At 59.5% G+C, this 18943-nt stretch carries 20 protein-coding genes; 16 read left to right on the top strand and 4 right to left on the bottom strand.

What is annotated here, in order from left to right; all coding sequences use genetic code 11:
* The first annotated feature begins 23 nt into the window (after positions 1–23).
* The 4 genes from QMK51_RS16225 (at position 24) to QMK51_RS16240 (ending at position 3355) form a co-directional block, all read left to right on the top strand.
* Positions 24–1145, top strand: coding sequence for a cytochrome P450 (locus tag QMK51_RS16225; RefSeq protein WP_320390893.1), 1122 nt, complete (start codon positions 24–26; stop codon positions 1143–1145).
* A gap of 373 nt (positions 1146–1518) precedes the next feature.
* The gene (locus tag QMK51_RS16230) at positions 1519–2739 is read left to right on the top strand and encodes an S-type pyocin domain-containing protein (protein ID WP_320390894.1); all 1221 of its coding nucleotides are present in this window, start codon (positions 1519–1521) and stop codon (positions 2737–2739) included.
* 15 nt (positions 2740–2754) lie between these two features.
* Complete coding sequence (locus QMK51_RS16235; protein ID WP_320390895.1) at positions 2755–2994, top strand: pyocin S6 family toxin immunity protein; 240 nt, start codon at positions 2755–2757, stop codon at positions 2992–2994.
* A 25-nt stretch (positions 2995–3019) separates the two neighbouring features.
* Positions 3020–3355 (top strand): hypothetical protein, encoded by a 336-nt coding sequence (locus QMK51_RS16240; protein ID WP_320390896.1) that lies wholly within the window; start codon positions 3020–3022, stop codon positions 3353–3355.
* A gap of 145 nt (positions 3356–3500) precedes the next feature.
* Here the strand turns inward: QMK51_RS16240 and QMK51_RS16245 are convergent, their stop codons facing one another.
* Complete coding sequence (locus tag QMK51_RS16245) at positions 3501–3839, bottom strand: FKBP-type peptidyl-prolyl cis-trans isomerase (RefSeq protein ID WP_320390897.1); 339 nt, start codon at positions 3837–3839, stop codon at positions 3501–3503.
* Positions 3840–4120: 281 nt separating this feature from the next.
* On the opposite strand from QMK51_RS16245, the gene QMK51_RS16250 reads away from it, so the two are divergent.
* The 4 genes from QMK51_RS16250 to QMK51_RS16265 all read left to right on the top strand — a co-directional run bounded on the left by QMK51_RS16250 (position 4121) and on the right by QMK51_RS16265 (position 8212).
* A complete protein-coding gene (locus tag QMK51_RS16250) occupies positions 4121–4582 on the top strand; it encodes a hypothetical protein (RefSeq protein WP_320394528.1) in 462 nt (153 codons plus the stop codon).
* A 215-nt stretch (positions 4583–4797) separates the two neighbouring features.
* Entirely contained in the window at positions 4798–5871 is a 1074-nt protein-coding gene (locus QMK51_RS16255) for a sensor domain-containing diguanylate cyclase (RefSeq protein ID WP_320390898.1), read from the top strand.
* A 239-nt stretch (positions 5872–6110) separates the two neighbouring features.
* Positions 6111–7403 carry an MFS transporter gene (locus QMK51_RS16260; protein WP_320390899.1) on the top strand — a complete coding sequence of 431 codons (1293 nt, stop codon included), beginning with the start codon at positions 6111–6113 and terminating at the stop codon, positions 7401–7403.
* A 32-nt stretch (positions 7404–7435) separates the two neighbouring features.
* On the top strand, positions 7436–8212 hold the full coding sequence (locus tag QMK51_RS16265; RefSeq protein ID WP_320390900.1) for a substrate-binding domain-containing protein: 777 nt from the start codon (positions 7436–7438) through the stop codon (positions 8210–8212).
* On the opposite strand, the gene QMK51_RS16270 is transcribed toward QMK51_RS16265, so the two are convergent.
* Positions 8202–9116: a LysR family transcriptional regulator gene (locus tag QMK51_RS16270; protein ID WP_320390901.1), complete on the bottom strand. Its 915-nt coding sequence runs from the start codon at positions 9114–9116 to the stop codon at positions 8202–8204. The genes QMK51_RS16265 and QMK51_RS16270 overlap by 11 nt on opposite strands.
* A gap of 198 nt (positions 9117–9314) precedes the next feature.
* On the opposite strand from QMK51_RS16270, the gene QMK51_RS16275 reads away from it, so the two are divergent.
* Positions 9315–11123, top strand: coding sequence for a monovalent cation:proton antiporter-2 (CPA2) family protein (locus tag QMK51_RS16275; RefSeq protein WP_320390902.1), 1809 nt, complete (start codon positions 9315–9317; stop codon positions 11121–11123).
* Between the two features lie 143 nt (positions 11124–11266).
* Here the strand turns inward: QMK51_RS16275 and QMK51_RS16280 are convergent, their stop codons facing one another.
* Positions 11267–11839, bottom strand: coding sequence for a cytochrome b (locus QMK51_RS16280; protein ID WP_320390903.1), 573 nt, complete (start codon positions 11837–11839; stop codon positions 11267–11269).
* A 185-nt stretch (positions 11840–12024) separates the two neighbouring features.
* Between QMK51_RS16280 and QMK51_RS16285 the strand changes: the two genes are divergently transcribed.
* The 7 genes from QMK51_RS16285 to QMK51_RS16315 are packed head-to-tail and all read left to right on the top strand — an operon-like array spanning position 12025 to position 18371.
* Complete coding sequence (locus QMK51_RS16285; RefSeq protein ID WP_320394529.1) at positions 12025–12702, top strand: thermostable hemolysin; 678 nt, start codon at positions 12025–12027, stop codon at positions 12700–12702.
* Complete coding sequence (locus tag QMK51_RS16290) at positions 12692–14173, top strand: AMP-binding protein (RefSeq protein WP_320390904.1); 1482 nt, start codon at positions 12692–12694, stop codon at positions 14171–14173. Before QMK51_RS16285 ends, QMK51_RS16290 begins: the two co-directional genes overlap by 11 nt.
* Positions 14170–14844, top strand: a complete 675-nt coding sequence (locus tag QMK51_RS16295) for an iron-containing redox enzyme family protein (protein WP_320390905.1) — start codon at positions 14170–14172, stop codon at positions 14842–14844. The genes QMK51_RS16290 and QMK51_RS16295 overlap by 4 nt, the downstream gene beginning before the upstream one ends.
* Positions 14831–15640, top strand: a complete 810-nt coding sequence (locus QMK51_RS16300) for an SDR family oxidoreductase (RefSeq protein ID WP_320390906.1) — start codon at positions 14831–14833, stop codon at positions 15638–15640. Before QMK51_RS16295 ends, QMK51_RS16300 begins: the two co-directional genes overlap by 14 nt.
* Positions 15637–16281 (top strand): tetratricopeptide repeat protein, encoded by a 645-nt coding sequence (locus QMK51_RS16305; protein WP_320390907.1) that lies wholly within the window; start codon positions 15637–15639, stop codon positions 16279–16281. The genes QMK51_RS16300 and QMK51_RS16305 overlap by 4 nt, the downstream gene beginning before the upstream one ends.
* A gap of 12 nt (positions 16282–16293) precedes the next feature.
* Positions 16294–16956, top strand: coding sequence for a response regulator (locus QMK51_RS16310; RefSeq protein ID WP_320390908.1), 663 nt, complete (start codon positions 16294–16296; stop codon positions 16954–16956).
* On the top strand, positions 16953–18371 hold the full coding sequence (locus QMK51_RS16315; protein WP_320390909.1) for an ATP-binding protein: 1419 nt from the start codon (positions 16953–16955) through the stop codon (positions 18369–18371). The genes QMK51_RS16310 and QMK51_RS16315 overlap by 4 nt, the downstream gene beginning before the upstream one ends.
* Positions 18372–18531: 160 nt before the next feature.
* Here the strand turns inward: QMK51_RS16315 and QMK51_RS16320 are convergent, their stop codons facing one another.
* Positions 18532–18891 carry a DUF6124 family protein gene (locus QMK51_RS16320; RefSeq protein WP_258696166.1) on the bottom strand — a complete coding sequence of 120 codons (360 nt, stop codon included), beginning with the start codon at positions 18889–18891 and terminating at the stop codon, positions 18532–18534.
* Positions 18892–18943 lie beyond the last annotated feature (52 nt).

An 18943-nucleotide genomic window follows, 5' to 3' on the forward strand; every position in this document is an offset into this window, starting at 1 on the left:
AACCACCGATAAGGCTGCGACCCATGGACCCGATCATCGCTGCGACTCATGCCGATCCCTACCCCTACTACGCACAATTGCGTACCGAGGGTGGATTGGTTTTTCATCAAGGACTGAAACTGTGGGTGGCCAGCAGCGCCCGAGCCGTTGCCGCCGTGCTGGCGCATCCGGACTGTCATGTGCGGCCGGCCCATGAGCCGGTGCCCCGATTGATTGCTCAAGGTATGGCCGGAAAAGTGTTCAGTCAGTTGATGCGGATGAATGAAGGCGAGCGGCAGCGTTGCCCGAGGGCGGCGATTGAGCCAAGGCTGGCGTTGATTGATGTGAACGAGGTTAACGCATTGGTCGGCGCTCGCTTGATCACCCCCGGCGCCGACGGGTTGCACGCAGCGATGTTTCGCGGGCCGGTCTGTGTGGTGGCGGCGTTGCTGGGGTTTTCTCCGGCTCAGGGCCGGGCCATCAGCGAGCTGACAGCGGACTTCGTCGCCTGCCTGTCGCCCCTCAGCGATCAGGCGCAACTGGAAGCCGCCCATGTCGCGGCGGAACAGCTGAAGGGTTATGTCATCGAGCTTCTGGACGACCCGAGCAACCGAAGCGCCCTGCTCGCCGGTATCCGGCAGCGCTTCGCGGCGACATCGACCGACCCTGAAACCTTGATCGCCAACCTGATCGGTTTGTTCTCCCAGACCTATGAAGCCACCGCCGGGCTGATCGGTAATGCATTATTGGCGTTTAGACGAAACCCACCGTTCGATTCGACTCACGTAGACGACCTGATCGCTGAAGTTCAGCGCTTCGAACCGTCGGTGCAAAACACCCGCCGTTTCGTCGCCGCACCGTGCGAAATCGACGGCATAGGCCTGAACCCCGGCGACGTTATTCTGGTGCTGCTGGCCTCGGCCAATCGCGATCCGCAGCTTAATGACGATCCCGATGCGTTTCTGCTCGACCGTCCGAACCGTCGCAGCTTCACTTTCGGCGCGGGCCGTCATCAATGTCCGGGACAGGTGTTGGCCTTGAGCATTGCCCGCGCGACGCTGGTTGAGATCCTGGCGATGAAACCTGATTTGGGCCGGTTGACCTGGCACTACCGCACTTCCCTGAATGGGCGCATTCCTTTGTTCACTGATCTGCCGAACGCCTGACAGACCGCGTCATGGTTCTTCGCGAGCAAGCCCGCTTGTATGTTTAGACTTGAGGGGTGGGCTTGCCCACGATGACGGCCTGACAATCAACGCATCATTTCTGGCCTGCGCAACAGGCCACATCGCCTTGTATCGCGGTAACAGCGGATCAGGCCTTCCAGCAAAAACAGTTGTTGCCATGAGCCCCCTCGCCACAAAACCAAAAAAAACGCCATATCTGTAAGAAGAGATGACGGTTTTTTCCGTCTGAGCTAAGTGCATAGCGACAAGCAGCATTTGTAACAACGACCAGAGTTTCAGACCAGTCCTACATCTATCCAATGCCCTTTGATATAGCGTCCGCATCGCTTTCAAAGATGGAACAAGGACGCTCATGGCTCGTAAAACAGACATACCTCGGGTTCAAAACCCACCGTCAGGCGACGGGCACCACATCACCAGCCGCTACATGACCGCCACTGAACTGGCAGAGCGCGAAGCCAGACAAAAATCCCATGACGACATGTTGGCCCGGCAGCAGGCATATGAAGACCGTTTTGTCAGGCAGCCTCAACAGCTAGGTCAATCCAGCGTCAAGGGTTGCGTGTTCGCCAAAAGCTGCAACCTCCCCGACGGCGTAATCAACCACGACAGCCCAGCCGGGTTCGTGCCTGTCGAGAAACTGACCGACTACGGAAAATTCTCCCTGCTGGGTGGCCGCGAAAGGGATGCGGCGGGAAACATCCCACTCAAAAAAATCAGTGGCAGCGCGTTACCTGCTGCACTGGGAACGCTATTTCTGGGCGGAGTTGGTACTGCTGGTACCGGGACGGGTGCTGCTGGCGCAGGCATAGTGACGGCTGGTGTTGCAGCTGGTGCCTTGGCCGGAATGGTTGCATTGCTGTGGCCGTCGAGCTTGAGCGACAGCTCCCTGTACACAGAAGAACAGCTCAAATCGCTCAAGGAAGGCCGAACACGGGTTCGACTGCATGTCGAGCAACAAGCTGATGGCACCTTGAAGGGTTATGGCTACAACACCCAGAAGCGCCACGACTGGGAAATGATTCCTGTCGTCCGGTTCAAGAGTCAGGGTTCTCGCCAAGTGGCTGACTTTGGCGATGGAATAACGCTGATATGGACACCATCTGTTAACCCCTCCAGCACCTCAGGGATTCCCCCGCTAGAGGCGGCACCACAAGCGCCTCAGATCTGGATTTATCCGCCTACCGAGCAGGCCGATAACATCATCGTCAACCCGATCTACCCGCCTGAGTACAAGGACTTCATTCTTGTTTTCCCGGCTGATTCCGGTGTGCAGCCGCTGTATGTTGTGGTTTCAAGATCTGCTGGCGGCGGTGATATAAAGTACCATCGGCCGCCGTTGGCATTGCCTGCATTTCCAGATGCCCTTCCTGTTAAATCAAAAAGCAGTGTTCAGGGCGGGGGGAGTAAGCGCAGCCGGTGGAAAGACAGAAAGGGGCGAATATATGAATGGGACAGTAAGACAGGCGCAATAGAGAAGTATGACAGTCAAGGTAAGCATCTTGGCGAGTTCAACCACGAAACAGGTGAACAGATAGACCCCGCAAAACCCGGCAGAACCACCCCAAAATAAATTAAGAGGCTACTTATGTTTTTATGGATTAGTGGGTTTTTAAAAGGTGATGACGAAGATGACTCCTTAAAATACGACTTTACAGTTCGACCTGAGTTTGAAGTCGCGGTAATGGGGGTTCTTGGGTGGAAAAGTCTTGAAGAAAGCGCGGATGGAGAATGGTTACTAACCGGCGAGCAAATCCAACAAATCGCTATAGCTCTCAATGAGCAGTTACCGACCGAACTGGATCTCTTCATAGGGGTGCGAGAGTAGGTACAACTGAGATGGAAGTTAAAAAGTGAGCCTTCTCTACCAAGATCCAACAATGAGCCATGAGGAAGCGACGAGGCTTCTAGCTAGCGACGTAGAAACCAACGTTGTCGCCGCATTGATTTCTATCGGCCTGAATGAGCAAGACAAGGCCTGGGCTCAGAGCACCTGCCTGAAGTACCTCGAGAGTGAGCCCGAATCGGTTGCAGCATCTGCCATCACCGCGCTCGGCCACATAGCCCGCAGACATGCTGACCTGGACATGGGTGCCGTAATCCCGGCCCTTGAGAAGGTGAAGGAAAAATTCCCCTCCCTGGAAGGAACTGTGACGGACACCCTTGATGATATTGAGACATTCACCTGACTTGCCCATCAGCAAAGGGAACTGACCGTGAACCGGGCGCTGGACAACATCGATCCGCAGTAATAGCCGATCAGGTCTTCAGCGTAAAAAACCCGCTGCCTCCTCACAGATACAGCGGGTTTTGTCGTCTCAGCTCACACAATCATCAATCATCCCGCGTCAGCACTTCCAGCAATTCAATCTCGAAAATCAGATTCGAATTCGGCGTAATCGCCCCCATCGAGCGCTCGCCGTAGGCCAGATTCGCCGGCACCAGCAGCTTGCGTTTACCGCCGACCTGCATGCCCATGATTCCCTGGTCCCAGCCCTTGATCACCCGCCCCGTGCCAATCACGCACTGGAAAGGTTTGCCCCGGCTGTAGGAGGAATCGAATTCGGTACCGTTTTCCAGCCAACCGCGATATTGGGTGGTGATCAGCGCGCCTTTGACGGCGGCTTTGCCGTCGCCCACTTCAAGGTCGATTACCTGCAACTCATCATTCATTACATTCACTCTATCTGTGCGCTTGCCCGAGCGGGCTTGATGGGCGCCGTTTTCCCAGAAATGCGGGCTATTGGCAACCGTTTCGCTCTGTATCCGGCAGTGGTCGTGAACCAGGCTCTGTACGAAAACTGCCTGATCACCACTCGGCGACTTTTCGTACAGCCCCTAATTTACACAACAGGACTTATGTAACCCGACAATACGCCGATACCGTGCAGCGGCACGGAAGCACCGAAGCAGCACTTACTCCATAGAAGGCAGGATCCTGAACAATGTTTGAACTGTTTGAACACATCTGGCGCAGCATCCATTCCCCGGGCTACTTCCCCAACGTACTGGAGTGGATGATCAATATTCTCCTCAACCCGTTCATGGTGATTATGAGCCTGATGGTCGGAGCGCTGGCCGGTAAATGGTGGAGAGCCATCCCCTACGGCAGCCTCATTTGTTATGTGGTGTTCCTGAGCCGGTCGTCATTCTATCGGTGGGAGAGCATTTTCCCCAAAGCCGGCCTGCCTGCGCTGTTGATTGATGGCGCACTGCTGGCCCTCCTCGGCTTCTATTTGAAAGGCGTACTCAGAACCCGCTCAGAAGCAAAACCCGAAGGCCATTGGTTGCGCTGGCTTTATCAAAGCCTGAAGGTCGTCATGCTGACAGTCATGGTGATCTTCTGGGTACTCGTCGTGCTGTTTGTCGTGACCTTCACCGTCTCGGTCGCTACCCAACCGTCAGTGGCACACTGACCCCCCTCCTGCTTGCCAGGGTCTGTACGAAAAGTCGCCGAGTGGCGATCAGGCAAGGCAAAAACAGGCGAAGAAGCGGAGTTTACGGGTTGTAAATGAGTACTCCGAGCCTGCTTCTAACGCAGCATGATTGACACGCAGGCAGTTTTCGTACAAAGCCTTAATATACCGGCCACCTCCCCCACGGTTCGATACGCCATGAGCGCAATTCCTCAATGAGTCAGCTCTGGATCGATATCACGATCGGCTCACTGACCTTTGCGCTGATCATCGCGCTAATCTGGCGCGATCGTTCGCTGCAAAAGCAGTTGGCCGAGTGCCGTGCGCTGATCGACAGCCTCACCGAGGGACAAAGCATCCATCAGGAAGGCGACGCCGAACGCTTCAAACGCAGCCAATACTTCGCCCGCATCGGCACCTGGGACTGGGAGGTCGATACCGACAAGCTTTATTGGTCGGACGCGATCTACGGCATGTTTGGGTTCAAGATCGGCGAGGTGACGCCCACCTACGCACTGTTCTGCGCCTGCGTGCACCCGGACGACCGGGTGAAGGTCCGCGCCGGAGAACTGCGTTGCCTGGAGACCGGCGAGAACCATGACGAGGAATACCGCGTGGTCTGGCCGGACGGCAGCATCCGCTGGCTGCGGGAAACCGGCAACGTGGTCAAGAATGCCCATGACACAACGATCAAGATGATGGGCGTCGTACGCGACATCACCGAAGAAAAAGCTTCCGCCAGTTACCTGCAACACCTGGCCCATTACGACCCGTTGACCGGTTTGCCCAATCGCCTGGTGCTTGAAGAACGCCTGTCCGATGCGCTGGAACAGGCCCGCATCAGCGCCACGCGAGTTGCCTTGGTGTTTGTCGACCTTAATGGTTTCAAGGCAATCAACGACCACTATGGCCATGCGGCCGGCGACCGCGTGCTGATCACCACCGCGACACGCTTGAAGAAGATTCTGCGCTCGACCGACACCGTCGCACGAATCGGTGGTGATGAGTTCGTGGTGATCCTCCAGGGTCTTCCCCAAGGCAACAGCCTGCAAGACGAAGCCCGCAGCATCTGCCAGAAAATCATCGTCGAACTCGCACCACCGGTGACCATCGGCAACGACCAGCGCCACATCGGCAGCAGCCTCGGCGTGGCGGTGTTCCCGGACCATGCGCCGAGTATGGACCGCTTGATTCATATCGCGGACCTGGCGATGTATGAGGCTAAGCGCAGCGGCAATAATCAGTATCGGTTGGGCGGTCAGGCAGTGAGCACCAGCCGGGTCGATTAGCCCGTTCCGTCCTTGCGTTGGCCAAAAGGCATGCCTTTAAAGGTGTGGGTGGAGCACGGGCAGTAAGGCGTCTCACCGACTCAGTCCGATCCTTATGCCCGCATTGATCCGTTCAACGCATCAATGCATGCCAACTATGCAATTAACATATCGATGCCCCTGCTCCACTATCCGCCCTAATAAGAACCGTGCACCGCGTCCAGGCAGTGCACGTCATAAAAGCGGTGGAGTACACGTCAATGACAGCATCAATCCATTCCGGTCGCTCCCGGGCCAGTTCGATTTTCCGGGTGACCTCGGGCAACTTCCTCGAACAATTCGATTTCTTCCTTTTCGGCTTCTATGCCACGCAGATCGCTGCCGTGTTTTTCCCGGCCAGCAGCGAGTTCGCGTCCCTGATGATGACGTTTGCGGTGTTCGGCGCCGGCTTCCTGATGCGTCCGTTGGGTGCCGTGATACTGGGCGCTTACATCGATGATGTGGGGCGCCGCAAGGGGTTGATCGTCACCCTGTCGATCATGGCCAGCGGTACGATTCTGATTGTGCTGGTGCCCGGATACGAAACCATCGGGCTGTTCGCCCCGGCCATCGTGCTGATCGGCCGATTGCTGCAAGGCTTCTCGGCCGGTGCGGAACTGGGCGGTGTATCGGTGTACCTCGCGGAGATCGCCACGCCCGGCAACAAAGGTTTCTTCACCAGTTGGCAGTCAGCCAGCCAGCAGGTGGCGATCATCGTCGCGGCTGCTTTGGGTTATGGCCTGAACCAATGGATGGCGCCGACGATGATTGCCGATTGGGGCTGGCGGATTCCGTTTTTCGTCGGCTGCATGATCGTGCCATTCATCTTCTTCCTGCGCCGTAACCTGGAAGAAACCGAAGAGTTTGCCACTCGTAAACATCGGCCTGGCATGGCCGAGGTGTTCCGCACCCTGGCGCAGAACTGGGTCATCGTGTTCGCCGGAATGATGATGGTCGCCCTGACCACAACCGCGTTCTATCTGATCACCGTGTACGCGCCGACCTTCGGCAAAACCGTGCTGCACCTGAGTACCTCCGATGCGCTGCTGGTGACCTTGCTGGTGGGGGTTTCGAACTTTTTCTGGCTGCCGATTGGCGGCGCACTGTCGGATCGCATCGGTCGTCGCCCGGTACTGATCGCCATGGCGTTGCTGACGTTGGCCACCGCCTACCCTGCGCTGACCTATCTGGTGCAAGCACCGAGTTTCATCAACATGCTGTTGGTGCTGCTGTGGCTGTCGTTCATTTATGGCTTGTACAACGGCGCGATGATCGCCGCGCTCACGGAAATCATGCCGGTCGAGGTTCGTGTCGCAGGTTTCTCTTTGGCTTATAGCCTGGCGACGGCGGTGTTCGGCGGTTTCACACCGGCCATATCGACCTTCCTGATCCAGTACACCGGCGATAAGGCTGCGCCCGGTTACTGGATGAGTTTCGCCGCGCTCTGTGCCCTGTGCGCGACGCTGTTTCTCTATCGCCGTGCCTCTGGCCGCCTGCAACCGGCCGTGTCGTAAACCACCCGACCTCTAACTGCGAGAGCTATTTGATGAAAAGGTTTTTCAACTTCACCGCCCTGGCCCTGGTGGCCAGTCTCGGTCTGAGTGCGATCGCCCAGGCCGAAGAAATCCGTGTAATGACGTCCGGTGGTTTCACAGCTGCCTACAAAATCCTCGGTCCGAAATTCGCCGAGTCTAGCGGCAACACCCTGGACACCGCCCTCGGTCCATCCATGGGAAAAGCCCCGGAAGCGATTCCCAATCGTCTGGCCCGCGGTGAGAAAGCCGACGTGGTCATCATGGTCGGTTATGCCCTCGACGACCTGATCAAGCAAGGCAAAATCGATCCCGCTTCACGGGTCGAACTGGCGGATTCGCGGATCGGCCTGGTGGTGCGTGAAGGTGCGCCGAAGCCAGACATCAGCTCGGTGGAAGGCCTGAAAAAAACCTTGCTCGACGCCACGTCAGTCGCCTACTCCGACAGTGCCAGCGGCGTGTATATCGAGGATCAACTGTTCAAGCGTCTGGGCATCGAAAATCAGCTCAAACCCAAATCGAAGATGATCCCGAAAATCCCGGTGGGCTCGGTTGTTGCCACCGGCGACTATCAACTGGGCTTCCAGCAGGTCAGCGAATTGCTGCCGGTGCCGGGGGTGAGCTTTGTGGCAAAAATTCCGGAGTCAGTGCAGTCGGTCACCCGGTTCGCCGCCGGCATTCCGGTCAATGCGCAACACCCGACCGAGGCCAAGGCGCTGCTTGAGTACCTGGCCTCTACCGCAGCTCAGCCGGATGTAAAAGCAACGGGGCTGGACTCGGTCAGCCGCTGACCGAGGGTTGCTGGACTTTCATTTCCACCACCAGGCGCTCCAACGCCAATGCCGCCGGGGTTAACGTACGACCCCGGCGCTTGATCAAACCAACACTGCGCATCACCTGCGGATCGGTCAGCGGTACCCGCGTCAGAATCGGATGGTCCGCAGCCGGCATCGCCATCAACGGCACCGCTGCCACGCCCAACCCGGCTTCTACCAGACCGATCATGGTCGTCACATGACGGGTTTCGCAGATGCTCGGCCGCTTGGGCACCACGCCAGCCAGCGCTTGATCCAGCAGAAAACGATTGCCCGAAGTCTTGTCCAGCGAGATGTAATCCTGCTGATAGAACTCATCCCACGTCACGCTGCTGCGTCCCGCCAAGGGATGATCTCGTCTGCACGCCACCACATAACCTTCTTGCACCAGTGGCTCGAAATCGACTTCGGCCTCCAGGGTGCCCATGAAGTTCAAGCCGAAGTCCGCTTCACCGTTGACCACGGCACTCAACACCTCGTGAGCACTGGAATCGAGCACCTTGACCTTGATCCGCGGAAATTGCCGGTGGTAATGGGCGATCACGCGGGGCATGAAGTAGTACGCCGCCGACGGCACACAGGCGACGGTGACATGCCCGAGCCGGGTCGAGGCGACTTCGCTGATGCCCAGTAGCGCCACGTCCAGGTCATCCAGCAGGCGCTCGACGCTGGGCATGAAACCACGCCCGGCCTGAGTCAGGCTGACCCGGCGAGTGGTGCGCTCGAACAATTTCACGCCCAGAGCGTCTTCGAGCTTTTCGATCCGCCGGCTAAGGGCCGGTTGGGAAATACGCACCGTGTCCGCGGCCTTTCGAAAACTGCCCTGCTCCACCACGGCGCGGAAGGCTTGCAAGTCGTTAAGGTCGAAGTTGATGGCCATGATGCGCACTCGGGAACGAAACGGATTGATCAGCTTATCCTATGAATATAACTAATTGATGCTAAATGTAACGACGTCTTTGTCGCCTGCTCGCGATACCGGTGTGTCGGCGCATAACGTTTTCGTTCATGGCTGACGCATCCAGTGTCAGCCTTTATCCTATGCGCCCCCGCCGTACCGAGTTAATGGAGTTTCGCCATGCCCCACGAAGGCAACCTGTTGCAAGCCGCTGTCGTCTTTTTATTCGCGGCAGTGCTCGCCGTGCCCTTGGCCAAGCGCCTGCAGCTGGGGGCGGTGCTCGGCTATCTGTTTGCCGGGGTGATCATCGGGCCGTCGGTGCTGGGTTTGATCGGTAATCCGCAAAGCGTCGGCCACATCTCCGAACTCGGGGTGGTGTTGTTGCTGTTCATCATCGGTCTTGAGCTGTCGCCGCGACGTTTGTGGGTGATGCGCAAATCGGTGTTCGGCGTGGGCCTGGCGCAGGTGCTGTTGACCGGTTCGGTGATTGGTGTGCTGGCGTTGTTCGTGTTCGGTCAATCCCTGAACAGCGCCATCGTGTTGGGCCTGGGCCTGGCGTTGTCGTCCACCGCGTTTGGCTTGCAAAGCCTGGCCGAGCGCAAGGAACTGACCAGCCCCCACGGGCGGCTGGCGTTCGCGATTCTGTTGTTCCAGGACATCGCCGCGATCCCGCTGATCGCGATGGTGCCGCTGCTGGCCGGCGGCGATCACACCACCAGTGGCGCCGAAGATTTGAACCATGGTTTGCGGGTTCTGGGCAGCATTGCGGTGGTGGTGATCGGCGGGCGTTATCTGTTGCGCCCGGTGTTTCGCGTGGTGGCCAAGACCGGTCTGCCAGAGGTGTCCACTGCCACCGCGTTGCTGGTGGTGATCGGCACGGCGTGGCTGATGGACCTGGTCGGCGTGTCCATGGCACTCGGCGCGTTCCTCGCCGGTTTGCTGCTGGCGGACTCCGAATACCGCCACGAACTGGAAGCGCAGATCGAGCCGTTCAAGGGCCTGCTGCTGGGGTTGTTTTTCATCAGCGTCGGCATGGGTGCCAATTTGAGTCTGCTGCTCAGTGCGCCGGTCGTGGTGCTGGGGCTGACCGTGCTGCTGATCGCCCTCAAGTTGCCGCTGCTGTTTGTGGTCGGTCGATTGGCCGGAGGTTTGGGCAAGGTCAATGCGATTCGCTTGGGGATTGTGCTGGCGGCCGGTGGTGAGTTTGCCTTTGTGGTGTTCAAGATCGGCCGGGATCAGGGCTTGTTCGAGCCGCGCCTGTACGACTTGCTGGTGCTGACCATCACCCTGTCGATGGCGCTGACACCGCTGTTGTTGCTGGCCTGCGCACGCCTGGTCAAACCCAAGGTGCAACCGGTGGAAGTGCCGCAGAAGTTCCGTGAAATCGACGCCGACACGCCCCGCGTGGTCATTGCCGGCATGGGCCGTATGGGGCAGATCGTGGCGCGGATTCTGCGGGCGCAGAACATCAAGTTCATCGCCCTCGACACATCGGTGGAAACCATCGAACTGTCCCGCAGCTTCGGTGGCGTGCCGGTGTTCTACGGCGACCCGATGCGTGCGGAAATTCTCAGCGCGGCCAAGGTCGAGCAAGCGGAGTTCTTCGTGATCGCCACCGATGATCCAGACACCAACATCAAGACAGCCGAGGTAGTGCACAAGCTGTATCCGCACATCAAAATCATCGCCCGCGCCCGCAACCGTCAGCATGTGCACCGGTTGGTGGATGTCGGGGCGCAGGCGGTGCGGGAAACCTATTACTCCAGCCTGGAAATGACCCGGCGCACCTTGGTTGGACTTGGGCTGACACAAGCCCAGGCGGATGCGCGAATCAAGCGCTTTACCCATCACGATGAACAAGTGCTGGAGGCTCAGCACGCGGTGTATGACGATGCGGCCAAGGTGATGCAGACCGCCCAGGAAGCGCGGGCGGAACTGGCGAAGTTGTTTGAGTCGGATCAGCTGGAAGAGCAAGCGGGTAAGGTTTGAGGTGACGGTGATGGCCTCATCGCGAGCAGGCTCGCTCCCACATAGAAATCTTTGTCAGCCGCAGATCTTGTGACTGATGCGGTCAAGGTGGGAGCGAGCCTGCTCGCGAAGAACGATAACGCGGTATTCCAGGCAAACCCGACTTATCGCTGACGCTCGTTGACACCCGCACCAAAGCCCTTGGGCAGCATGCGCGTGAGCGTGTTGTCGCGAACCCAGTAGTGATGGACCAACCCCGCCGCCGCGTGCAACCCGATCAACCAGTAGCCGGCACTGCCGAGCAACTCATGCCAATGCTTGAATTGCTTGGCCAGCGCCGGATCAATCGCCACGGGCGCCGGCAGGAAAAACTCGAAATACGGCATCGGCTTGCCACCGGCGGCCAGCATCAACCAGGCCAATAGCGGCGTTGCGATCATCAGTACATACAACGCCAGGTGCATGAGGTGCGAGGCGCCGGTTTGCCAGGTTGGCAGGGCCGGTGTAATCGGGGGCCGAGGGGTGAGGCGCCCGAGCAAGCGAACCCAGACCAATGCAAAAATGCTCAATCCGAATAAGCCGTGAAGCCCCAGAAAAAGGCCCCTCAAAGCATGTCCACGGGGCAGTAGCCCTTTGATCTCGATGCAGCCATAAACGCCAACGAACAGCGCCAGCATCAGCCAGTGCAAGGTGATCGAGAGTTTTCCATACCGGTGTACTGCTGAATCTCGGGTCATACAGGGCCTCGTGAAGATCAGTGGCGGCTGCCGACTCATTCGTACAGCCTGGATCCGGTTTCGTCGAACCGACCGGCGCCACCCTGCCCGTCCAGTCTTAAGACAATCTGAAGGCCACCTTCAGACTTCGTTAAGAATTGCCTTTGATACTCCTCCCAAACTTACTCAGGGAGGCGTTCTTGCCCATGCCCGATTTCGACTGGAACATCCCTCTGCCCCTGCACTTCGGTCAAGCCGAAACCCCGCAGATGAGTCTGGACAGAGCCTTGCCGGGCGATGCCCAACGTCCGGTCTTCGAAGCTTTTATCCAGCAGCGTTTTCGAAAGGCTCATGGCGCCGACATCCGCCATTTCATGCCGCAGCTGTTCGGCATGAGCGACGCCTCAGGCACGCTGTGTGCGGTGGCCGGCATACGACTGGCCAGTGCCGACCCCTTGTTTTTGGAGCGTTACCTGGACGAGGCGATCGATCCGCTGATCAGCGACGCTGCCGGTCAACCCGTGGACCGGGCCAGTATTGTCGAGGTGGGAAACCTCGCTGCCAGCGATACTGGCAGTGCGCGCCTGAGCATCATCGCCATCACCTACCTGTTGGCCATGGGCGGGCTGGAATGGGTGGCGTTCACCGGCAACATCGGGCTGGTGAACAGTTTTCATCGCCTGGGCTTGAAGCCGGTGACACTCTGCGCGGCCGATCCTGCGCGGCTGGGCGACGACCGTCACCACTGGGGCAGTTATTACGAGAGTCAGCCATGGGTGCATGTCGGCAACATCCGCGCCGGTTTCATCCATTTGCGCAACATCGGTCTGTTCAATCGCCTGGGGTTGCCGACGTCCCTTGAGGAGTCCAGCCATGTCGCCTGAAATGGAACGTTTCAAACAAACCCTGCGCCATCACGCCGAACACAAAAGCAGCACGATTGCCTTGTGGGGCGATCAGTTGAAACTGGACTACGCCACGCTGTACGCCGAGGTCATGGATCGCCAACAGCGTCTGCGCGATGAGCACGTCAAGGTGGTCGCGCTGGCCCTGGACAACGGCACCGAGGCGATGCTCTGGGACCTGGCCGTACTGTTCGAAGGCCTGACCTGCCTGACGTTGCCGCCCTTCTTCAGCCCGGCACAACGCAGTCATTGCCTGGAACAGAGCCAGGCCGAACTGGTGATTGCCGAGCCGGAACTGGAAGCCGAACTGCAGGCGGCCGGCTACGAGAAGACCGGCGAATTCTGGCGTCGCACCTTCAGCGGTCCGAACCGGATACCCGAAGGCACCGCCAAACTGACCTTCACCTCAGGCACCACCGGTACGCCCAAAGGCGTGTGCCTGAGCGCCGAAAGTCTTTTGCGGGTGGCCCGTGAACTGGATCAGGCGAGCAAGCCCACCCATCCGCGGCATCACCTGGCGCTGCTGCCCCTGGCGATTCTGCTGGAAAACCTCGGTTGTTATGCCGCGTTGTATGCCGGCGCGACCCTGAGCGTGCCAAGCCAGAAAAACCTGGGCATTCAGGGTGCCAGCGGTGTCGATGTGCCGCGGTTGCTGGGGTGTCTGGCCTCCCGCGCGCCCGAGAGTTTGATCCTGGTGCCACAGTTGCTGCTGATGTTGGTCAGCGCCGCCGAGCAAAAAGCGTTCAACCCCCAATCGTTGCGATTTGCCGCTGTGGGCGGTGCGCGGGTTTGCGAAGAACTGCTACATCGTGCCCAACGCATCGGCATGCCGGTATACGAGGGTTACGGGTTGTCGGAATGCGCGTCGGTGGTGTGCCTCAATCGCCCGGGAGCACACCGCCCCGGCAGTGTCGGTAGGCCCCTGCCCCATGTCGGGATTCGCCTGGCCGACGATGGCGAAGTGCTGGTCAAGGGCTCGACCCTGCTCGGCTATCTGGGGCAAGCGCCCTACCACGATGAATGGTGGCCGACCGGCGATCTCGGTGAGTTCGACCCGGAAGGTTTTCTCTACCTCAACGGGCGCAAGAAACATCAGTTCATCACCAGTTTCGGCCGCAACGTCAACCCGGAATGGGTCGAGGCCGAACTCACCCAGCGTCGCCACATCGCTCAGGCGTTCGTCTACGGCGAAGCGATGCCGACCAACCACGCCCTGCTCTGGCCCCATCGGCCGGACTGCACCGATGAAGAACTGGCGGCCGCCGTGGCCCAGGCCAATGAGGCCTTGCCCGATTACGCTCACGTTCATCACTGGACCCGTCTCGATCAACCGTTCACCTCCGCCAACGGCTTGCTGACCGCCAATGGTCGACCGCGCCGCGACACCATCGTCGAACGCTACCGGGCGCAGCTCACTGAATCCGTTTTTTTTGAGGAACCTGCACCATGAGTTTTTTCGACACGCTGCAAGAAGCCACCCAGCAGGAACGCCACGAGCTGTTCAATCTGCCGATCATTCGCGATGCCCTTGAGGGCAAGGTCAGCCTGGAGAGCTACCGCGCCTTCCTCGCTCAGGCCTACTACCACGTGCGTCATACCGTGCCGTTGATGATGGCGTGCGGCGCCCGTCTGCCGCAGCGCCTGGAATGGCTGCGCAAAGCAGTATGCGAGTACATCGAGGACGAATACGGCCACGAACAGTGGGTACTCGACGACATCGCGGCCTGTGGCGGCGACAAAGAGGCAGTGCGTGACGGTCGTCCATCGCTGCCGATCGAGTTGATGGTCAGCTTCCTCTACGACCTGATTGCCCGGGGCAATCCGGTGGGCCTGTTCGGCATGGTCAACGTGCTGGAAGGCACCAGCATTGCCCTGGCCACCCACGCGGCCGGTAGCATCCGCGAACGCCTGGCGCTGCCAGAAACCGCCTTCAGCTACCTGAGCTCCCACGGCTCGCTGGATATCGAACACATGCAGACCTACCGTCGGCTGATGAACACACTCGAAGACCCGGCCGATCAGGCCGCGGTGATTCATGCCTCGAAGGTCGTGTACAAGCTCTACACCGACATGTTCCGCGGCCTGCCCCGCGATGGGGAGAATCTGCATGCGCCCGTCTGAGGCTCGCGTGGTGTTGACCGGAGCCAGCGGCGGCATCGGTCTGGCCATCGCCAGCACCCTGTGTGCCAGTAATGCGCAAGTATTGGCCGTGGCCCGGAACCGGGAGTCGCTGGAACCCTTGCTCGAACGCTACCCGGAGCAGTTGCGTTGGGTCGATGCGGACCTGACCTTGCCCGACGACCGGCGCAAGGTGCTGGCCGCGGCCGAGGCCACCGGCGGTATCAACCTGCTGATCAATGCCGCGGGCGTCAACCATTTCGCCATGCTCGAGCAGCTCGATGACAGCGAGATCAACGCCATGCTGGCAGTGAACGTCAGCGCGCCGATCTGCCTGACCAGGCTGTTGCTGCCGCTGCTCAAGCAGGCCGAGAGTGCCATGGTGGTGAACGTCGGCTCGACCTACGGCTCCATCGGCTACCCCGGCTACGCCAGCTATTGCGCCACCAAGTTTGCCCTGCGCGGTTTCTCCGAAGCCCTGCGCCGGGAACTGGCCGACACCCGGGTCAGCGTGCTTTACGTTGCTCCTCGGGCGACCCACACCAGCATGAACAGTCCGGCGGCCCAGGCGCTGAACGATGCGCTCAAAGCCAATGTCGACGATCCGCACACCGTTGCCACGGCGGTCATCCACGCGATTGCCGGTGACCGGCGCGATTTGTACCTGGGCTGGCCGGAACGCTTTTTCGTGCGCCTGAACAGTCTGTTGCCGCATCTGGTGGACCGTGGCTTGCGCAAGCAGTTGCCGCTGATCCGTCGCCTGAGTCAGAAGACCGATAACGAGAACCTCAAACCATGAAAAAAACCCTCACCTGTCTGTTGCTCGCAGTGCTGAGCCAAAGCGTCTGGGCACTGGACGCCGCCGATCAGCAGCGCCTCAATGCCATTCAACAAGGCTGGGCGCACATCCAGTACGAATTGCCCGCCGAACAGCGTAGCGCAGCCTTCGAAAAACTCGCAGCCCAGGCCTCGGCGTTCACTCAGGAACGCCAGTCCCTGGCCGAAGCGTGGATCTGGTCCGGCATTGTCACCAGCAGTTGGGCCGGAGCCCAGGGTGGTCTCGGTGCCCTGAGCAAGGTGAAGGCAGCCAAAGTCGATCTGGAAAAAGCCCTGGCCATTGATCCCAAGGCCCTGCAAGGCTCGGCCTACACCAGCCTCGCGGCGCTGTATGATCGCGTGCCCGGCTGGCCCCTCGGTTTCGGCGATGCCGATAAGGCCGAACAACTGTTGAAGCAGGCCTTGCAATTGAACCCGACCGGCATCGACAGCCTGTACTTCTGGGGCGATCATCTTTACCGTCAAAAGCGCTATGGTGAAGCCAGGGACGCACTGCAAAAAGCCCTGCACGCCGCGCCCCGTCCTGGCCGGGAAAGCGCCGACGCCGGGCGTCGCAAAGAGATCGAAGCATTACTGGGTGACGTGAACAAGAAACTCGACTGACAGGAGTCCCGTGTGCGCTTATTACTGATCGAGGATGACGTGGCCCTTGGCGAGGGCATTCATCAGGCGCTGGGCCGTGAGGGTTACACCGTCGACTGGCTGCAGGACGGCAGCAATGCCTTGCATTCACTGCTCAGCGAAACCTTCGATGTGGCGGTGCTCGACCTCGGCCTGCCGCGCATGGACGGTCTGGAAGTGTTGCGCCGCTTGCGTGCCAGCGGCTCGAACCTGCCGGTGCTGATCCTCACCGCCCGGGACGCCACCGAAGACCGCATCGCCGGGCTGGATGCCGGCGCCGACGATTACCTGATCAAGCCCTTCGACCTGGCCGAACTCAAGGCTCGCCTGCGGGCTTTGTTGCGCCGCAGTGCCGGTCGCGCGCAAGTGCTGATCGAACACGCCGGCATCTGCCTGAACCCCGGCACCCAGCAAGTCAGCTATCAGGGCGAACCGGTGGCGCTGACGCCCAAGGAATATCAACTGCTCCATGAATTGCTCTCGCCTCCGGGCCGGGTCATGACCCGCGATCACCTGATGCAACTGCTTTACGGCTGGAACGAAGAAGCCGAAAGCAATACCCTGGAAGTACACATCCATCACCTGCGCAAGAAGTTCTCCACCGACCTGATCCGCACCATCCGCGGGGTGGGTTATCTGGTGGAGGAGCGTCGATGACCTCAATCCGGCGTCGCACCCTGACGCTGATCATCGGCCTGATGCTGACAGGCCTGGCGATCATCAGCGTGTTCAACCTGCACGACAGCAATCACGAAATTGCCGAAGTCTACGACGCCCAACTGGCACAGAACGCCCGGCTGCTGCAGGGTGTGATGCGCATGCCGCTGGCCAGCAATGAACACGCCGAACTGTACCAGGCATTCAACATGGCCTTGAGTGAAGCGGTGCCCAAAGCCGATGGTCATCCCTATGAAAGCAAAATTGCCTTTCAAGTCTGGAATCGCAAGGGCGAAGTGCTGGTGCACACCGCCAGTGCGCCCTCCTTCACGGCACCGCCGACGAAATCCGGTTTCAGCGATGTGGTGGATCTGCACAACCGCCATTGGCGGGTGTTCATGCTCGAAGACAAACAGAATGATCTGCGCATCTGGGTCGGTGAGCGGGACGATGTGCGTGCGGACCTGGTAGACCGGATCGTGCGCCATACCCTGTGGCCCAATGTGCTGGGCAGCCTGATACTGGCGGCCATGGTCTGGCTGGCCATCGGTTGGGGGCTCAAACCCCTGGCCGATATGGCAGCAACGTTGCGGGCACGGCACAGCGGCTCTCTGGAGCCGTTGCAACTGACCCCGTTGCCCAGCGAACTGGAACCGATGCAAGCGGCGCTCAATCGCATGCTCGCGCAAATTCAAGAGGTGCTTGGCCGTGAGCGGCGCTTCATCGCCGACGCCGCCCACGAATTACGCACGCCGCTGGCCGTGTTGCGGGTGCATGCACAAAACCTGCAGGAGGCTGGCACGGAACAGGAACGTCGTGAGTCCCTCGCGTTTCTGATTGCCGGGGTCGACCGCGCCAGCCGTCTGGTCAATCAGTTGCTGACCATGGCGCGTCTCGAACCCAAGGCCGTGGCGCCGTTGCTGCACAGCATCGACTTGAGTGAAACCGTACGCGCCAGCCTGGCCCAGCTCACACCCTGGCTACTGAGCAGGAACCTGGAACTGGCTTTCGACGCCGAAGACCGGCCTTTCAAAGTTCTCGCCGATGCCGGCGCCATCGATATCGCCCTGAATAACCTGGTCACCAACGCGGCGAATTTTTCGCCGGAGCATGGCGTCATCACCGTGCAACTGAGCCAGGACGACGGGTTCTACAGCTTGAGCGTCCAGGACCAGGGGCCGGGCATCGACGAAGCGGATCGCGCACGGTTGTTCGAACGCTTTTACAGCCGTGGAAATACCGGAGGCGCGGGCTTGGGGCTGGCCATCGTCAACACCATCGCGACGCGGCTGGGTGGGCGGATTAGCCTGGTCAATCCACCGGAAGGCGGTTTGCGGGCGACCCTGTCGATTCCCGCCGGCCAGAACCACAGCCCCCTGCAACGGACCACCCGAGAGCTGCCGCCCAATGGCTGAATGGCTGAATGGCTGAATGGCCACCGAAACACAATTCTGCTCGTGGCCGTGAACAATCTGTGGCGAGGGAGCTTGCTCCCGCTGGGGCGCGAAGCGGCCCCAAAAAAGGGACCGCTGCACAGCCCAACGTCAGTTATCCACTCACCCCAGCAGCCCGCACCTACTTGGGCAGATCAATCTTATCCAGCACCCGGTTCGCCGTGATCTCCGCCACCATGATGCTGTTTGAAATGCCCAGCAGGGCGTAGCGCGACCCACCTTCCAGATGATCCACCAACTGATGGACCATCACATCGACCGAGGCCAGCGTCTCGACCAAAAAAACCATCAGGGTTTCGTTAGTAGCCTGCGAGTTCACGGAAAATAGGGTGCTGGGCGTGCGTGCGGCGGCTTTGATGTCGGCATTCGACGGGAAGTGGAAGTTCAGAGCCCGCTCGGCGGCCTCATTGAGCTTCTTTGAATCGGGTTCGTACGGAGACACCGGATCGGTGTCCGGCGGATTGGGCGTAGGTTTGATCATGGTGAAACTCCTGATTGTTCATTAGGAGCTACCGACATCACTTGCAGATGAT

This window comes from Pseudomonas sp. P9_31 (assembly GCF_034008235.1).
Taxonomy (GTDB): domain Bacteria; phylum Pseudomonadota; class Gammaproteobacteria; order Pseudomonadales; family Pseudomonadaceae; genus Aquipseudomonas.